This window comes from Herbidospora sakaeratensis, assembly GCF_001570525.1.
GTDB classification, from domain to species: Bacteria; Actinomycetota; Actinomycetes; order Streptosporangiales; family Streptosporangiaceae; genus Herbidospora; species Herbidospora sakaeratensis.
This window is the reverse complement of record NZ_BBXC01000016.1, coordinates 55,940-71,389: the sequence shown is the minus strand read 5'-3', so window position 1 is coordinate 71,389 and position 15,450 is coordinate 55,940. Positions and strand designations below refer to the sequence as shown.

Sequence of the window (15,450 nt, the reverse complement as noted above, 5' to 3'; positions counted from 1 at the left end):
ACCGATGGACGAGCTCGCGGCGGTCGCGGCCCTCAACGACCCCGTCCGCCGTGAGCTCTACCGGTTCGTCACCTCGAAAGGCCGCCCGGTCGGGCGCAACGAGGCCGCGGAAGCGGCCGGCGTCGCGCGCCCCCTGGCGGCCTTTCATCTTGACAAGCTTGTCGAGGCGGGCCTCCTGGAGGCCGATTTCGCCCGGCTGACCGAGAAGAAGGGCCCCGGCAGCGGGCGCCCCGCGAAGGTCTACCGCCGGGCGCCGGGGGAGCACGTCGTCAGCGTGCCGCCGCGCGACTACCGCACCCTGGCCCTGGTCCTGGCCGAGGTGGTCGACCTGCTGGGCGGCGACGAGGTGGCCGAGAAGGCCGCCCACCGCATCGGCGCCCGCCTCGGCGCCGAGAGCGCCGCCGCCACGCTCGCCGAGCTGCTCGCCGAACGCGGCTACGAGCCCTACGACGACGACGGCCTGCTGCGCCTGCGCAACTGCCCCTTCCACGTGCTCGCCCAGGAGCAGCCGCTGCTGGTGTGCTCGATGAACCTCTCCCTCTGCCGGGGCCTGCTCGAAGGGCGCGGCGAACCCGGCGCGCCCCGGCTCGACCCTCGTCCGGGGGAGTGCTGCGTGGTCTTCCCCCAAGAAAACTCTAAAACAAATCAAAGTTGACATAGAAGCCCCCGCTTTGCGACGGTGAGGTCATGCATCTGGCCCAGTTCAACGTCGCCCACATGCGCGCGCCCGTCGACGACCCCCTGCTGGCCGAGTTCGTCGCCGCCCTCGAACCCGTGAACACCCTCGCCGACGCCGCCCCCGGCTTCGTGTGGCGCGCCATCGCCAACGAGGACGACCCCGAGGAGACCATCACCCACGAGTTCGGCGACCACCTGCTGATCAACTACTCGATCTGGGCATCCCGCGAGACGTTGTGGAACTTCGTCTACCGCTCGCCCCACCTGGCGGTCCTCCAGCGGCGGCGCGAGTGGTTCCAGCGTGTGGCCGAGCCCTACACGGTGATGTGGTGGGTCGAGGAGGGCGAGATCCCGTCACTCAAGGAGGCGTGGAACCGCCTCACCCTGCTCCGCGAGAAGGGCCCGACGGCCGACGCCTTCACCTTCAAGGAGTTCTACGAACCCAACGGCGCTAGGGGCTAGCCGGGGGCTCGGCCATCCCTCCCGCGCCGTCCGGGGTCAAACGCCCGCTCCGTTACGGCTCCGCCCACCCGGGCACCGACCGCCGTTTCCGGCCCCCGCCGCAACCGGCGGCAACCGCCCGCTCCCGGTCCGCCCCGCCACGGCATCCACTGGGCCACGGGCCACAGACCTGCCGCTCCCGCTCCGCTCGCCAGGGCGCCGATCGTTCCACCAGCCGCAGACCGACCCCTCCTGGTTCGCCACGGCACCCGTCGCGCCACGAGCCGCCGACCGATCGCCAGCCCGCCCCGCCACGCCGACGATCGGGAACAGGGGCCCTGATCGCCGGTCAGGCGGGCAGGAGGGTGGCGGCGTGGCGGCCGGCTGCCGCCGAGGTGAGGAAGTAGGCCAGGTCTTCGTCGAGTTTGCGGCCCATGGTCGACAGACCCACGGGGGAGGCCCTGAGGGCGTCGTACAGGCCCTCGATCTGGACTTTCACCAGGTTGTGGCGGTCGCCCAGCGGGGCGGCCTGGCTTTCGACGCGGGCGCCGAACCCGCCGCCGAGTTCGGGCACGACGACGTCGGCGCGGGTCAGGGCGACGCGGCCGTAGGCGGTCAGGCTGTGGTGGGAGACGCCGATGTGGCGTTCGCGGAGGTCGCCCTCGCTGACGCGCAGGGCGGCCACCGGGCGGCCGTTCAGCACGCCGGCGGCGTTGACCGCCTCGCCCGACGAGACGCCCGAGAAGCCCCACTTCGTGCCAGTGCCGAGGTTGCCGGGGCCCTGGGCCACGACCGTGAGGTCGGCGTCCAGGATGTGGCGGGCGGCCAGCAGGCCGGTGTGGGTGGTCACCGCCTCCAGGTCGCCGCCGAACGACTGGCCGACCGTGACAACGCCTGTCAACCAGCCGATCTCGCGCAGCTTCGCGCAGGCCATCGAGAACCACGCCGGGAGCGCGCCGCCGTCGAGCATCACGTAGGCCACCCGGGCCGCCGGGCGCTCCAGGAAGAGGCCGCAGAGGATCGCGGGCAGGGCCGAGTGCAGGTCGGCGACCACGACGGGCATCCCGTCGAGGGAGTCGGCCTCGCGCAGCACGTCGTGGTGGGGGGAGTCCTGCTCGTCGGCGCCCAGAACCGTGGCCTGCAAGGGGGTGTAACGGGCCTTGACGAGATGCCCCGGCCCTGCGGGATCTTGTGGCAAACGGTCAGGAATCGCCACCACCATGGCGTAACCTCCCGTACCGAGGCCCATGGCGAGGGCGGTCGTGTTGAGCAGCACCGTGTCGCCGGGCTCGGGGCGGCCCACCAGCGGCGGATAGGCCAGCGCCCGGCATCGGGAGCCGTCGTCGACGGCGACCTCGATCTCGAGCGCGCCGGGCCATTCGCGCCTGATCTCACGGACCTCGCCCCTGCGCCATCTGATCACCGGAAAAGGGTAGCGTTCGAGTCAGGAAGGAGGGCCGATGTCGCGGCGCAAGACGGAACGGTTGCTGAATCTGGTGATCTGCCTGCTGTCGACCCGGCGTCCGCTGAGTGCGGAGCAGATCCGTTTCGCGGTCCCCGGGTACGACCCGGTCAACGACGAGGCCTTCCAGCGGATGTTCGAGCGGGACAAGAACGAGCTCCGCGAGATCGGCATCCCCATCGAGGTCCAGAAGGACCCGTGGGAGGACGACCCGGGCTATCGCATCGTCAAGCAGTCCTACGAGCTGCCCGAGATCACGCTGGAGCCCGACGAGGCGGCCGTGCTCGGGCTGGCCGCGCAGGTCTGGCAGCGGGCCAGCCTGGCCGAGGCGGCCGGCGGCGCGATGCTCAAGCTGAAGGCAGGCGGCGTCGAGACCGACCTGGCCGAGGGGCCGCTGGAGCTGCGGGTCGACACCCGCGACGCGGCCTTCACGCCGCTCTGGGAGGCGGTGCGCGACCGCCGCGCCGTGACCTTCCACTACCGCTCGGCGGGCAGCGAGACGGTCCTCAAGCGCGTGGTCGAGCCGTGGGGCGTGCTCTCGCGCCGCGGCCGCTGGTACGTCGTCGGCCACGACCGCACCCGCGACGGCACCCGCGTCTTCCGGCTCAGCCGGATCGTCGGCGACGTCACGCCCACCGGGCGGCCGGGCAGCGTCGAGGTGCCCGAGGGCGCCGACCTGCGGGCGCTGGTGGCGTACGCCGGAGACGACCCCGGCCCCGAACGCACCGCCACGGTGCGCGTGCGGCCCGGCACCTGCCAGGGCCTGCGCCACCTCGCCCGCGAGGTGCGGCCCGGCGCCGAATGGGACGAGGCCGACATCGTCTTCACCGACCCCGAGCGGCTCGCGGGCTGGCTGGCCAGCCTGGGGCCCGACGCGGTGGTCGACGGCCCCCCCGACGCCCGCGAGGCCGTGCTCCGCCGTCTGAAGGGTGCCCTCCATTGAACGACCGGCTGCCCCGGCTGCTCGCCCTCGTGCCCTACCTGATGTCCCACCCCGGCGCCTCGGTGCCCGAGGTGGCCAAGGTCTTCGGGCTCAACGAGAAGCAGCTCATCGACGATCTCCAGCTCGTCTGGATGTGCGGCCTGCCCGGCCACACCCCCGGCGACCTGATCGACGTCTCCTGGGACGGCGGCGAGATCCTCATCGACAACGCCGACACGATCGCCCGGCCGCTGAAGCTGGGCGTCGACGAGGCCAGCGCGCTCCTGGTGGCGCTGCGCATGCTCGGCGAGCTGCCCGAGTTCGCCGGAGGAGAGGTCCTGGGCCGGGTGGTGGCCAAGCTGGAGCAGGCCGCCGGCGACGGCGCGGCCGCCGTCAGCACCCAGGTCACCGTCGAGGTCGAGGCCGCCCCGGGCGCGCTGGCGACCGTCACCGACGCCGCCCGCCGCAACCGCCGCCTGTCGCTCGTCTACTACACCCCCGGCCGCGACGAGGTCACCCCGCGCGAGGTCGACCCGCTGCGGGTGGTGCTGGTCGACGGCCGCCACTACCTCGAAGGCTGGTGCTACCGGGCCGAGGCGATGCGCATGTTCCGGGTCGACCGGATCCAGGAGGTCGCCGTCCTCGACGTGGCCGCCGACCCGCCCGCCGAGGCCGAGCCGATGGACGTCACCCAGGGCGTCTTCCGCCCCTCCGAGACCGACGAACTGGTCGAGCTCGAGGTCACCCCGTCGGGGCGGTGGATCTCCGAGTACTACCCGGTCGAGGAGGTCGAGGAGCTCGGCGAGGGCCGCCAGCGGGTGGCCCTGCGCGCCCGTGACCAGGGCTGGCTCGTGCGCCTGGCGCTGCGGCTGGGAGACTCGGGGCGGGTCGTGCGGCCTGAGAGCCTGGCCGAGCGGGTCGCCGAGACCGCCAAGCAGACCCTGGCCAACTACGAGGTCGGCGTCTGACGTGATCTGGTTATTCGTGGGCCTCGGGGTGGCGGGGCTGCTCCTGGTGGGGTTTCTGGCCGTTCGGGTCTTCGTTGCGGCCCGGGGGCTGGGGGCCGAAATCGAGCGGGCCAAGAGCCGAATGGACCCGATTCGTCCCCCTGAAGGGTGATGAGCACTGCGATCGCAGCGTACGATCGGGCAAGGACGTGCATCACCCGCCCCTTAAGGACGTGTCATGGGAAGCCTGGGACCCACTGAGCTCATCATCATCGGGCTCATCATCATCCTGCTGTTCGGCGCCAAGAAGCTCCCCGACACGGCTCGTGCCCTGGGCCAGTCGCTGCGCCTGTTCAAGAAGGAGACGCAGAAGCTCCGCGAGGAGGACGACGACAAGTCCACCGTGGTGCAGGCGCAGGCCGAGACCGTGACGCCGCAGCCCGCCCCGGCGCCGCCGGCGCAGATCCCGCCCGCGACGCCGACGCCGTCGGTCGAAGACCGGCTGCGCCAGCTGGAGGAGGAGAACGCGAAGCTGCGCGCCACCTCGCAGCCGGCCGCTCAGCCGTCCGACAAGAAGAACTGACCCCCGCCGCACCTTCATTCGAGACAGGATCATGGGATGGCCCTGTTGAAGAGGTCGTCGACGCCGAAGCCCTCGGCCGCGGCGGACGATCCCGATGGGCGCATGTCGCTCATGGACCACCTTCGCGAGCTGCGCAACCGCCTGTTCAAGATGATCATCGGCGTGGTGCTCGCGACGATCCTGGGTCTGGTCTTCTTCGACCCGATCTGGGATTTCATGACCGGGCCCTTCTGCCGGCTCCCCGACGCCTACCGGCTCGGCGGCGGCAAGGAGTGCAGCCTGGTGGTCGGCAGCGTCACCGGCGGTCTGTTCATCAACCTGAAGGTCGCCTTCATCTTCGGCATCGTGGTGGCCTCGCCGTTGTGGATCTACCAGCTCTGGGCGTTCGTGACGCCGGGGCTCTACCGCAACGAGAAGCGCTACAGCTACACCTTCCTCGGGCTTGCGTTCCCGCTGTTCCTGGCCGGCGCGACGCTCGCCTACCTGACGATGGACAAGGGCCTGTCGCTGCTGCTGGGGTTCGTGCCCGAGAACGCGGTGCCGCTCATCGACGTCAACGACTACCTGACGTTCCTGATGATGATGCTGCTGATCTTCGGCGTGTCGTTCCTGCTGCCGCTGCTGCTGGTCTTCCTGAACCTGATCGGCGTGGTGCGCTACGAGACCGTGGCCAAGCACCAGCGCATGGTGGTCTTCGGCTTCTTCGTGTTCGCCGCCGTCGCGACCCCGAGCCAGGACCCGTTCACGATGCTGGCGCTCGCGCTGCCGATGATCGGCCTGTTCTTCGTGGCCGAGGCGTTCATGTACTTCCACGACAAACGCGCCGACGCCGCCGCGGCCCTCAAGGCCCGGCAGCTCGAAGAGGAGCTCGACGGAACGCCGTCCGAGTGAACCGGCCCGTCGTCCTGGTTAACCCGGCCGCCCGAGGCGGCCGGGCGGCCCGCCGCCTCGGCCCGGTGCTGGCGCGGCTGCCCGACCCCGAGGTGATCTCGGGCGCGTCGGCGGGCGACACCCTCGAACGGGCCCGCGCCGCGGTGCGGAAACGGCCTCCGGTGGTGGTCGCGTGCGGGGGTGACGGCCTGGTCCACCTGGCGGTCCAGGCGGTGGCGGGCACGGGCGTGCCGCTCGCGATCATCCCCATGGGCACCGGCAACGACATCGCCGCCGACCTGGGCATCCCGCGCGACCCCTTAGCCGCCGCCGCCCTGGTCACCGGGGGAGTGCCCCGGGTCATCGACGCCGCCACCGTGGGCGACCGGTGGTTCGCCGGGGTGCTGGCCTGCGGCTTCGACTCCCGCGTCAACGAACGCGCCAACGCGATGACCGGCCCGGCCCGCTACGTCACCGCCGTGCTCCGGGAGCTGCGGGAGTTCCGGCCGATCCCCTTCCGCGTCACCCTCGACCACCATCCCGCCATCACGCTGGAGGCGATGCTGGTGGCGGTGGGGAACACCCGGTCGTACGGGAACGGCATGAAGATCTGCCCCACCGCCCGGCCCGACGACGGACTGCTCGACGTGGTGATCCTCAAGGCCCTGCCCACGGCCGCCTTCCTGCGGGCCTTCCCCCGCGTCTTCCTGGGCACTCATGCGAAACACCCGGCCGTGGAGATCCATCGTGCCGCTTCCGTGACCCTGGAGGCACCCGGCGTGATCGCCTACGCAGACGGCGAACGCGCCGGACCGACCCCGCTGACCTGCACGGCCCGTGCCGGTGCGCTGACGGTGATGACACGGCCGTAACAGGAATATCGGTAGGGTTGACGGCATGAGCACGCCTGCGGAACGCTACGCCGCCTTCCGTGACCAGCAGACCGAGTCGGGCCCTGCGCTCACCTCGTTCCGCGGGTTGTACGACTTCGAGCTCGACGAGTTCCAGCTCGACGCCTGCCAGGCACTGGAGGCCGGAGACGGCGTGCTGGTGGCGGCCCCGACCGGGTCGGGAAAGACCGTGGTCGGCGAGTTCGCCGTCCACCTGGCCCTGGAGCAGGGCCGCAAGTGCTTCTACACGACGCCCATCAAGGCGCTGTCGAACCAGAAGTTCAACGACCTGGTGCGCCGCTACGGCGCGGCCGACGTGGGTCTGCTGACCGGTGACAACAGCGTCAACGGCGACGCCCCGATCGTCATCATGACGACCGAGGTGCTGCGCAACATGCTCTACGCGGGCTCCCAGACCCTGAGCGGCCTCGGCTACGTGGTCATGGACGAGGTCCACTACCTCGCCGACCGCTTCCGCGGCGCGGTCTGGGAAGAGGTGATCATCCACCTGCCCGAGTCGGTGCGCGTGGTCGCCCTGTCGGCCACGGTCTCCAACGCCGAGGAGTTCGGCGAGTGGCTGGGCGCGGTCAGGGGCGACACGACGGTGATCGTCGACGAGCACCGGCCGGTGCCTCTGTGGCAGCACATGCTGGTCGGCAACCGCCTCTTCGACCTGTTCGCCAACGAAGACGGCGCGACCCGCATCAACGCCAACCTGATGCGCATCTCCCGCGACGAGCAGCGCCTCAACCAGGTGCGCGGCAAACGCGGCTACAACCGCCCCCGGCGCACGCCCCACGACCGCGCCCAGGTCATCGAGCGCCTCGACGCCGAGGGCCTGCTGCCCGCGATCACGTTCATCTTCTCCCGCGCGGGTTGCGACGCCGCCGTCAAGCAGTGCCTCTACGCCGGCCTGCGGCTCACCACCGACGAAGAGCGCCACGAGATCCGGCAGCTGGTCGACGAGCGCACCGCCCACCTGCCCGACGAAGACCTGGCGGTGCTGGGTTACCTCGACTTCCGCGACTGCCTGGAGCGCGGCCTGGCCGCCCACCACGCGGGCATGCTGCCGGCCTTCAAGGAGGTCGTCGAGGAGCTGTTCACCAAGGGCCTGGTCAAGGCCGTCTTCGCGACCGAGACCCTGGCGCTGGGCATCAACATGCCGGCCCGCTCGGTCGTCATCGAGAAGCTCGACAAGTGGAACGGCGAGACCCACGCCGACCTGACCCCGGGCGAGTACACCCAGCTCACCGGCCGGGCCGGCCGCCGCGGCATCGACGTCGAGGGCCACGCGGTGGTCGTCTACCAGCCGGGCATGGACCCGATCGGCGTCGCGGGCCTGGCCAGCACCCGCACCTACCCGCTGCGGTCGAGTTTCCGGCCCTCCTACAACATGGCCGTGAACCTGGTGGGCCAGGTCGGCCGCGAGCGGGCCCGGGCCCTGCTCGAAGACTCCTTCGCCCAGTTCCAGGCCGACCGCGCGGTCGTCGGGCTGGCCCGCCAGCTGCGCAAGCACGAAGACGCGCTGCAGGGCTACAAAGAGGCGATGACCTGCCACCTGGGCGACTTCCCCGAATACGCCGCGTTGCGCCGGGGGCTGTCCGACCGCGAGGCCGAGTTGTCCAAGCAGCGCGGCGCGGCCCGGCGGGCCCAGGCGGTGCAGAGCCTCGAGGTGCTGAAGGTCGGCGACGTCATCCGCGTCCCGGGCGGGCGGCGGGCCGGGCTGGCCGTCGTGCTCGACCCGGGCGTCAGCGTGCGCGGCGAGGGCCCGTCGCTGCTGGTCCTGACCGTCGGCAAGCAGGTCAAGAAGCTCACCCCGGCCGACTTCCCGGTGCCGGTCGAGCCGGTCGAGCACATCCGGGTGCCGCGCAACTTCAACGCCCGCAGCCCCAAGGAGCGGGCCAACCTGGTCGCCACCATGCACGCCAAGCTCGGCGACGTCGACCTCGGCAAGCCGGTGCGGGCCCGCGACCACGCGGCCGAAGACGACGAGATCCTGCGACTGCGCCGCGAGCTGCGCCAGCACCCCTGCCACGGTTGCGACGAACGCGAAGACCACGCCCGCTGGGCCGAGCGCTACTACAAGCTGCTGCGCGAGACCGAGGGCCTGCGCCGCCGCGTCGAGGGCCGCTCCCACGTCATCGCCCGCACCTTCGACCGGGTCTGCGGCATCCTCGACGAGCTCGGCTATCTCGACGGCGAGACCGTCACCGACGAGGGCCGCCGCCTCGCCAAGCTCTACACCGAGCTCGACCTGCTGACCGCCGAGTGCCTGCGCGGCGGCATCTGGGAGAAGCTCGACGCCGCCGAACTGGCCGCCTGCGTCTCGTCCCTGGTGTACGAATCGCGCCAGACCGACGACAACCGCAGCCCCCGCGTGCCGGCCGGGGCGGCCAAAGAGGCCCTGGCCTCGATGGTGAAGTTGTGGGCCGACCTGGAGGCCGTCGAACAGGACCACGACCTGTCGTTCACCCGCGAGCCCGACATGAGCTTCGCGTGGGCGGCCTGGCGCTGGGCCAAGGGCCACACCCTCGACGCGGTGCTGACCGACAACGACCTGGCGGCGGGCGACTTCGTCCGGTGGATCAAGCAGCTGCTCGACCTGCTGGGCCAGCTGCGCGACGCCGCGCCCAAGGGCAGCAAGGTGCGCGAGACCTCGACGAAGGCGATCGACGCCATGCGGCGCGGGGTGGTGGCCTACTCGTCGCTGACGTGAGCCGGGGGGCGAACTGACCGGCCGGTCAGGCGCGGGTAGTGGTTCGTTCGCCCACCGTATCCCCACGGGGAGATTCCGGGTGTTACCCGGCGGAAATCCGCTATGTAACACCCCACGCCCCCGGAGGTCCGGATGTTCGCTCTGCTCGCCGCTGTCCTGTTCCTCGTCGCCCTCGTCTTCGCGATCGGCGGCTACGCCGTCGGCGCGGTCCTGACCGTGACCACGCTGACCATCGCCGGCGCCGTGTTCCTGGCCCTGCACCTGGGCGGATACGGCACCACGTGGAGTCTCAGGAAGTGACCTGACTTTGTAAAGGGCCGCTCCGTGTGCACGCGGAGCGGCCCTTTCGTGCATTCTCATGACACGGTCCGCGAGAAGGGGTGCGACATCGTATGCGGCACTACGCTTTCCTGCTCATCGCCGTCGGTCTCGTGCTGGTGGGGATCGTGCCGATCGCGCGCCCGCTGCCCAGGGTCGTGGGCCGTCGGGTGGATCTGGTGGTCCCTGCTGTCCGCGGGCGGGGCGGGAAGTGATACCGGCGCTGCTCCTGCTCACGGGAGCCGTTGCCCGGCTGGTGTTCGCCTACCAGGATGTGGTTCGGGCGAGCACCGGCGAGACGGCCTCAGCCGATGGGAAATGAGGAGTGTCATCCCCGATGTCAGCACTGCTGCGCGTGTCCGGGCTGCGGAAATCCTATTCACGGTTGCCGGTGCTGAACGGGGTCGATTTCGTGCTCCGGGCCGGTGAGGCGGTGGCGGTCGTCGGGGCGAACGGTTCCGGGAAGACGACGCTGCTGCGGTGCGTCGCTGGGGTCGAGGACGCCGACGAGGGGCTGGTCGAGTTCGACGGGGCGCCCCTGCGCGAGTCCGACCCGGCCGTGCGGGCGGCGATGGCCTGCCTGCTCGACGACGCCGACTACTTCCCCGACCTGTCGGTCGTCGACCACCTGGCCCTCTGCGCCTGGGCGCACGGCTCCGACGACCCCGGCGGCCTGGTGGCGGCCACCCTGCGCGATCTCGGCCTCGACGGGGCCGCCGACCAGCTTCCGGTCACCCTGTCCAGTGGCCAGCGCCATCGGCTCGGGCTGGCGTCGTGCCTGGTCAGGCCGCGCCGGTTGCTGCTGCTCGACGAACCCGAGCAGCGTCTCGACGTGACCGGGCGCGCCTGGCTGGCCGACCGGCTCCAGAAGGAGAAGGCGGCCGGCGTGGCCGTGTTGTTCACCTCCCACGACCACGAGCTGATCGGCGCGGTGGCCGACCGGACGGTCGAGGTCGCGGGATGACCGTCGTCGGGGTCCGGCCGCCGCCCGGGGCCGCCCAGCTCCGCCACCGCCGGCGGGCCCGCCGGCCGCGCCGGCCCCTGGGCTTCCTGCTCTCGATGCTCGTCGAGCGGCTCGTCTACCTGGGCGTGTTCGGCGGGCTCGTGGTCGAGGTCGCCCGGGCCGGGCTGGCGCGCGTCGACGGCGGGCCCGATCCGGTGGCCCAGGTCCCGGCGGCGGTGCTGGGGGTGTTGTGCCTGGTGCTCCTGGCCAAGGCGCTGCTCGGTTTCGGGCCGCTGCACGCCGGGTCGCCGGTGCGGACGTGGTTGCTCAGCACCCCCGTCGACCGGGGCGCCCTGCTGAGGGGGCACCTGGCGGCGGCGCTGGCCGTGGGGGCGGGGGTGGGCGCGCTCGTCGGGTTCGGCTTCCTCGTGGTGACCCGGTCGCCGGCGCCGGTCGTGGCGTGGGCGGCGGCCGGGGTGCTGCTGGCCGCGTTGTGCGTGCGGGTCCAGGCCGGCGACTGGCCGGTCGCGGCCGTGCAGCTGTGGTTGAGCGGGGCGGCCTACGCGCTGGTGGCGGTGCTGGTGCTGGGGCCGGATCTGCCGCTGACCGGGCTCGGAGCGATGGGGTGGGTTCCGTTCGTCGTGGCCGCGGTGGCGGCGGCCGAGTGGGCCCGGCGCGGCCTCGGCGGCATGACCCGGGGGAGGTTGTCGTCGGGCGCGGAGCTGGCCACCGCGACGCACGTGTCGGTGTTGTCCCTCGACGTGACGATGTTCTGGTCGGTCGTGCTCGAACGGCGGGCACGGTCGGTGGGGTGGGTGCGTCCGGCGGCGATCCGCGGGAGCCGGTTCGCCGCGGTGGTGAGAAGCGACCTGGCGCGTGTCCGGCGGATGCCGACGGGGCTGTTCATCTGGGCGGCGCTGATGTCCGTTCCCTATGGCGCCCAGGCCGCCGGGCTGCCCGCCTTCCTGCCCGCCCTGCACACGGTGGCGGCGTTCGCGGCCGTCGACAGGCTGGCGGCCGGGTTGCGGGTCATGGCGCGTTCCCCGTCGATCCGGCGGGCGCTGGGCGGCTCCGACGTGCTGCTGACGCTCGCGTTCCTGACCGTCCCGGCCGCCGGGGCGGTGGTCTGGTCGGCCGTCACCTGGGCGCTGGTGCCCGGGGTGTCGCTCCTCACCGCGGCGGTGTCGGCGGCGGGAGCGCTGGCGGTGACCTACCGGGTGGCGACCCGGCCGCCGCTCGACCACTCCGGCCCGCTCGTGGACGTCGGGCTGTTCGGCCCGACGCCCGTGGGGCTGATCCTGCAGTTGCTGCGTGGCCCGGCGCTGCTGGCGGGGCTGGCCCTGCTGCAGACCGCGATCGCCGGATAGCCCCGCCCGGTCGTCATTCGGCCTCGGGCATCCAGGTGAAGCGGATCTCCCGCGTCGCCGTGTCGGCGCGCAGCAGCCGGGCCGACACCCGGCCGCCCAGGGGCAGGCCCGCGCCGTCGCAGCGGGCGATCACCGCCGGGTCGGTGAGCTGGATCTGGCCGCCCTTGCCGTTGTCGGCGACGTCGACGACCACCGCCTCGAACGTCTCGCCGATGCGGTCGCGGAGCAGGAACGCCTCGACCAGGTCGACGCAGGCCCGGTCGACGCCCGAGGAGCGCCGGGTGGCCGCGGTCATGTCGCGGGGGAGCTCCGCCAGCGCCTCGGTGATCTCCTCGGGGACCGGTTCGCCGCTCGCCACCGCCAGGCAGACCTCGGTGGCGTAGCGGTCGACCAGGCGGCGCAGGGGAGCGGTCACGTGGGCGTAGGGGGCGGCGACGGCGGCGTGCAGGGCGTCGGGCGGCGGTTCGCCGTCGAAGGCCACGTAGGCGGCGCCGCGCAGCAGGACCGTCGACTCGTGCAGGAACGCGGCGTGGCCGGGGATCTTGGGGTCGAGGCCGTGCACGACCTCGCCGTAGCCGGCCCCCTCGGGCCAGGGCACGCCGAGCGCCAGCGCCATGCGCCGCACCTTGTCGACGTCGGCGGGCCCGGCGGCCGGCAGCACCCGCAGCACGCCCACCTCGGCGTCGAGCATCATCTGGGCCGCGCACATCCCGGTCAGCAGGGAGATCTGCGCGTTCCACTCCTCGCACGGCTGCGGCGAGCGGAACTCCACCCGGTAGCCGTCGCCGGACCGCACGACCTCCTGGTCGGGCGTCGGCAGCGTCACCCCGCCGCGGGCCCGCTCGATCTCCATGCGCAGCGGCCCGATCTCGGCCAGCAGGCGCAGGGTCCCGTCGGCGCGGCCGGTGTCGACGAGGGTCTGCACGTAGTCGTAGTCGAGCCGTTCGCGGCTGCGCACCAGCGCCGGGCGGACGTCGAACCCGACGACCTCGCCCTCGGCGTCGAGGTCGACGCACCACAGGGCGACCGGGCGGATCTCGCCGGGCAGCAGGCTGGCCGCGCCCTCCGACAACACCGGCGGGTGGAGGGGCACCCGGCCGTCGGGCAGGTAGACGGTCTCGCCCCGCTTCCTGGCCTCCCGGTCGATCGCGCCGCCGGGGCGGACGAAGGCGCCGACGTCGGCGATGGCGTACCAGACGCGGTAGCCGTCTTGGCGCTCCTCCAGGCACAGGGCCTGGTCGAGGTCCATCGAGCCGGGCGGGTCGATGGTCAGGAACGGCAGGTCGGTGCGGTCGTCGCCGACGAAACGCCGCGAGGCGGTGGCCGTGGCCTCGTCGAGGACCGCCTGGGGGAACTCGTCGGGCAGGTCGAACTCCCGGCGCACCCGGTCGAATCCCTCGCTCAACCGCGGCGTGCCGGCCTCGGGTATGCGGATTTTTCGGTGTGGCACGTCCATCAACGTAGCGGTTCAGCTCTTGCCGAGCACCGCGAGCAGGCGGTTGAGCGGGCTGTCGAGCCCGTAGCGGTCGGCCAGCGCGATCAGCGCCTCGGGGTCGTGCGGCTTGGCCGGCACCTCGAACGACCCCTCGGGGATCGGCACGTCGTGGGCGACCCGCACCACGGCGGGCGCGACCGCCAGGTAGTCGCGGGCGGCCTCCAGCTTGTTGCGCGCCCCCGCCGGGAAGCCCTCGTCGCCGGCGGCGGCGAGCAGGGCGTCCAGGGAACCGAAGCGGGTGATCAGCGAGGCCGCCGTCTTCTCGCCGATCCCGGCCACGCCGGGCAGGCCGTCGGAGGGGTCGCCCCGCAGGGTCGCGAAGTCGGCGTAGGAGCGGCCGGGGATGCCGTACTTGGCGCTCACCCACGCCTCGTCGACCTCCTGCAGGTTCCGAATCCCCCTTACTGTGTAAAGGACCCGGCGTCGTTTCTCGTCGTCGACGAGCTGGAACAGGTCGCGGTCGCCGGTGACGATCTCGACCGGCTGCGTGGCGGCCACCGTGAGGGTGCCGATGACGTCGTCGGCCTCGTACCCCTCGACCCCGAAGGACGCGACGCCCACGGCGGCGAGCACCTGTTCGATGACCGGCACCTGCGGGGCCAGCGTGTCGGGGATCTCTTCTTCGTCGCCGGAGGCGACCCGGTGGGCCTTGTACGACGGGATCGCCGCCACCCGGAACGCGGGCCGCCAGTCGGCGTCCATGGCCGCGACCAGATGGGTGGGGCGGTGGGTCTTCACCAGCGTGGCGATCATGTCGATCAGGCCCCGGACGGCGTTGACGGGCATGCCGTCGGGGGCGGTCATCGACTCCGGGATGCCGTAGAAGGCGCGGAAGTAGAGCGACGGGGTGTCGAGAAGCATCAGCACCCCTCTATGCTCCCAGCACCCCCACGGCCAGCAGGCACGTGTCGTCGCGCGGGTTGGGCCCGCCGACGGTCTTCAGCATCGCGTCGACCCCGTCGGGCAGGTCGGCGACGGTCAGCGACCCGGCCGCCGCGAGCACCTGGGCCTGGCCCTCGTCGATGTCGCGGTCGCGCCGCTCGATCAGCCCGTCGGTGAACATCACCAGCACGTCGCCCGGCCGCAGCTGCACCTTGGCCACGCCGTAGGAGGGCTTGCGGGTGGCGCCGAGCAGCACGCCCGGCGGGGCGACCATCGGCCGCGCGATGCCGCCGCGCACCATCACCGGCACCGGGTGGCCCGCGCCGGCCCAGGTGAACTTCAGCGTGGCGGGGTCGAACAGGCCGACCACGGCGGTGGCGGTGGTGTCGTCGAGGCGGGTCATGGTGAGCGTGTTGAGCCAGCCGAGCATCGCGCCCGGACCCTGGCCGGTCATCGCCAGGGCGGCCAGGCCGTGGCGGAGCTGGGCCATGTGGGCGATCGCGGGCACGCCGTGGCCCGACACGTCGCCGACGGCGAGCAGGATGCGCCCGTCGGGCAGCCTGCTGGCCTCCCACCAGTCGCCGCCGAGCACGTTGAGCAGCTGCTCGGGCTCACCCGCGACCTGCCGGTGGTGGCTGCCGGCCGGGCGTTCCTCCATCGGCACGCAGCGCACGGCGACCCGGGCGCTGGGCAGGACCAGGTCGGCGCCGGGATCGGGCATGATCGCGTCGCGCAGCAGGTAGGTGAGCTGCTGTTGTTCCGCGAGCCGCGCCTCGGTGCGGTCGAGCCGCTCTCGCATCGAGGCGACCATGTCGGCCGCGGTGTGCGCCCCGGCCAGGGACGGTTCCTCGATGGAGGGGAGGGGCGGCTGCTCGCCACCGGCGGTGCCGGTCATGGTGAGGCTCGCTCTCGGGAAACGCATGGTCCAAACAGGGT

General features: G+C 72.3%; 16 protein-coding genes. 12 read left to right on the top strand and 4 right to left on the bottom strand.

Going from position 1 to position 15,450, the window contains the following annotated elements; all coding sequences use genetic code 11:
- The first annotated feature begins 4 nt into the window (after window positions 1–4).
- Both AW271_RS26075 and AW271_RS26070 read left to right on the top strand, forming a co-directional pair.
- On the top strand, window positions 5–655 hold the full coding sequence (locus tag AW271_RS26075) for a helix-turn-helix transcriptional regulator (protein WP_062340241.1): 651 nt from the start codon (window positions 5–7) through the stop codon (window positions 653–655).
- A 32-nt stretch (window positions 656–687) separates the two neighbouring features.
- Window positions 688–1,140: a DUF3291 domain-containing protein gene (locus tag AW271_RS26070; RefSeq protein ID WP_062340240.1), complete on the top strand. Its 453-nt coding sequence runs from the start codon at window positions 688–690 to the stop codon at window positions 1,138–1,140.
- Between the two features lie 328 nt (window positions 1,141–1,468).
- Here AW271_RS26070 and AW271_RS26065 read toward each other — a convergent pair whose 3' ends face one another.
- Entirely contained in the window at window positions 1,469–2,542 is a 1,074-nt protein-coding gene (locus AW271_RS26065; protein ID WP_062340239.1) for a DUF3866 family protein, read from the bottom strand.
- Between the two features lie 37 nt (window positions 2,543–2,579).
- Here AW271_RS26065 and AW271_RS26060 point away from each other — a divergent pair, with 37 nt between their 5' ends.
- The 10 genes from AW271_RS26060 (at window position 2,580) to AW271_RS26025 (ending at window position 12,137) form a co-directional block, all read left to right on the top strand.
- Window positions 2,580–3,524: a helix-turn-helix transcriptional regulator gene (locus AW271_RS26060; protein WP_062340238.1), complete on the top strand. Its 945-nt coding sequence runs from the start codon at window positions 2,580–2,582 to the stop codon at window positions 3,522–3,524.
- Window positions 3,521–4,471 carry a helix-turn-helix transcriptional regulator gene (locus AW271_RS26055; protein ID WP_369408471.1) on the top strand — a complete coding sequence of 317 codons (951 nt, stop codon included), beginning with the start codon at window positions 3,521–3,523 and terminating at the stop codon, window positions 4,469–4,471. Before AW271_RS26060 ends, AW271_RS26055 begins: the two co-directional genes overlap by 4 nt.
- 217 nt (window positions 4,472–4,688) lie before the next feature.
- Complete coding sequence (gene tatA, locus AW271_RS26050) at window positions 4,689–5,033, top strand: Sec-independent protein translocase subunit TatA (RefSeq protein WP_062340237.1); 345 nt, start codon at window positions 4,689–4,691, stop codon at window positions 5,031–5,033.
- A gap of 36 nt (window positions 5,034–5,069) precedes the next feature.
- Window positions 5,070–5,924 carry a twin-arginine translocase subunit TatC gene (gene tatC / locus AW271_RS26045; RefSeq protein WP_062340236.1) on the top strand — a complete coding sequence of 285 codons (855 nt, stop codon included), beginning with the start codon at window positions 5,070–5,072 and terminating at the stop codon, window positions 5,922–5,924.
- On the top strand, window positions 5,921–6,775 hold the full coding sequence (locus AW271_RS26040; protein ID WP_062340235.1) for a diacylglycerol/lipid kinase family protein: 855 nt from the start codon (window positions 5,921–5,923) through the stop codon (window positions 6,773–6,775). Before tatC ends, AW271_RS26040 begins: the two co-directional genes overlap by 4 nt.
- Before the next feature lie 25 nt (window positions 6,776–6,800).
- Window positions 6,801–9,509, top strand: a complete 2,709-nt coding sequence (locus AW271_RS26035) for a DEAD/DEAH box helicase (protein ID WP_062340234.1) — start codon at window positions 6,801–6,803, stop codon at window positions 9,507–9,509.
- A gap of 132 nt (window positions 9,510–9,641) precedes the next feature.
- Window positions 9,642–9,809, top strand: coding sequence for a hypothetical protein (locus AW271_RS40885; RefSeq protein ID WP_169806404.1), 168 nt, complete (start codon window positions 9,642–9,644; stop codon window positions 9,807–9,809).
- A gap of 92 nt (window positions 9,810–9,901) precedes the next feature.
- Window positions 9,902–10,042 (top strand): hypothetical protein, encoded by a 141-nt coding sequence (locus AW271_RS40130; RefSeq protein ID WP_157554635.1) that lies wholly within the window; start codon window positions 9,902–9,904, stop codon window positions 10,040–10,042.
- Window positions 10,043–10,164: 122 nt separating this feature from the next.
- The gene (locus AW271_RS26030; protein ID WP_062340233.1) at window positions 10,165–10,791 is read left to right on the top strand and encodes an ABC transporter ATP-binding protein; all 627 of its coding nucleotides are present in this window, start codon (window positions 10,165–10,167) and stop codon (window positions 10,789–10,791) included.
- Window positions 10,788–12,137: a DUF6297 family protein gene (locus AW271_RS26025; RefSeq protein WP_062340232.1), complete on the top strand. Its 1,350-nt coding sequence runs from the start codon at window positions 10,788–10,790 to the stop codon at window positions 12,135–12,137. The genes AW271_RS26030 and AW271_RS26025 overlap by 4 nt, the downstream gene beginning before the upstream one ends.
- 13 nt (window positions 12,138–12,150) lie before the next feature.
- Here AW271_RS26025 and AW271_RS26020 read toward each other — a convergent pair whose 3' ends face one another.
- From AW271_RS26020 to AW271_RS26010, 3 genes are read right to left on the bottom strand one after another with little or no spacing between them, the layout of a single operon-like run.
- The gene (locus AW271_RS26020; RefSeq protein ID WP_062340231.1) at window positions 12,151–13,593 is read right to left on the bottom strand and encodes an RNB domain-containing ribonuclease; all 1,443 of its coding nucleotides are present in this window, start codon (window positions 13,591–13,593) and stop codon (window positions 12,151–12,153) included.
- A 12-nt stretch (window positions 13,594–13,605) separates the two neighbouring features.
- On the bottom strand, window positions 13,606–14,493 hold the full coding sequence (locus AW271_RS26015) for a 5'-3' exonuclease (RefSeq protein WP_062340428.1): 888 nt from the start codon (window positions 14,491–14,493) through the stop codon (window positions 13,606–13,608).
- 10 nt (window positions 14,494–14,503) lie between these two features.
- Window positions 14,504–15,436 (bottom strand): PP2C family protein-serine/threonine phosphatase, encoded by a 933-nt coding sequence (locus AW271_RS26010; protein WP_083977231.1) that lies wholly within the window; start codon window positions 15,434–15,436, stop codon window positions 14,504–14,506.
- Window positions 15,437–15,450 lie beyond the last annotated feature (14 nt).

Bases quoted from the DNA above. Each gene is read 5' to 3' on its own strand.
- AW271_RS26060 (WP_062340238.1), top strand. From the start codon at position 2,580: ATGTCGCGGCGCAAGACGGAACGGTTGCTGAATCTGGTGATCTGCCTG.
- AW271_RS40130 (WP_157554635.1), top strand. From the start codon at position 9,902: ATGCGGCACTACGCTTTCCTGCTCATCGCCGTCGGTCTCGTGCTGGTG.
- AW271_RS26075 (WP_062340241.1), top strand. From the start codon at position 5: ATGGACGAGCTCGCGGCGGTCGCGGCCCTCAACGACCCCGTCCGCCGT.
- AW271_RS26035 (WP_062340234.1), top strand. From the start codon at position 6,801: ATGAGCACGCCTGCGGAACGCTACGCCGCCTTCCGTGACCAGCAGACC.
- AW271_RS40885 (WP_169806404.1), top strand. From the start codon at position 9,642: ATGTTCGCTCTGCTCGCCGCTGTCCTGTTCCTCGTCGCCCTCGTCTTC.
- AW271_RS26015 (WP_062340428.1), bottom strand. From the start codon at position 14,493: ATGCTTCTCGACACCCCGTCGCTCTACTTCCGCGCCTTCTACGGCATC.
- tatC (WP_062340236.1), top strand. From the start codon at position 5,070: ATGGCCCTGTTGAAGAGGTCGTCGACGCCGAAGCCCTCGGCCGCGGCG.
- AW271_RS26030 (WP_062340233.1), top strand. From the start codon at position 10,165: ATGTCAGCACTGCTGCGCGTGTCCGGGCTGCGGAAATCCTATTCACGG.
- AW271_RS26070 (WP_062340240.1), top strand. From the start codon at position 688: ATGCATCTGGCCCAGTTCAACGTCGCCCACATGCGCGCGCCCGTCGAC.
- tatA (WP_062340237.1), top strand. From the start codon at position 4,689: ATGGGAAGCCTGGGACCCACTGAGCTCATCATCATCGGGCTCATCATC.
- AW271_RS26010 (WP_083977231.1), bottom strand. From the start codon at position 15,436: ATGCGTTTCCCGAGAGCGAGCCTCACCATGACCGGCACCGCCGGTGGC.
- AW271_RS26025 (WP_062340232.1), top strand. From the start codon at position 10,788: ATGACCGTCGTCGGGGTCCGGCCGCCGCCCGGGGCCGCCCAGCTCCGC.
- AW271_RS26020 (WP_062340231.1), bottom strand. From the start codon at position 13,593: ATGGACGTGCCACACCGAAAAATCCGCATACCCGAGGCCGGCACGCCG.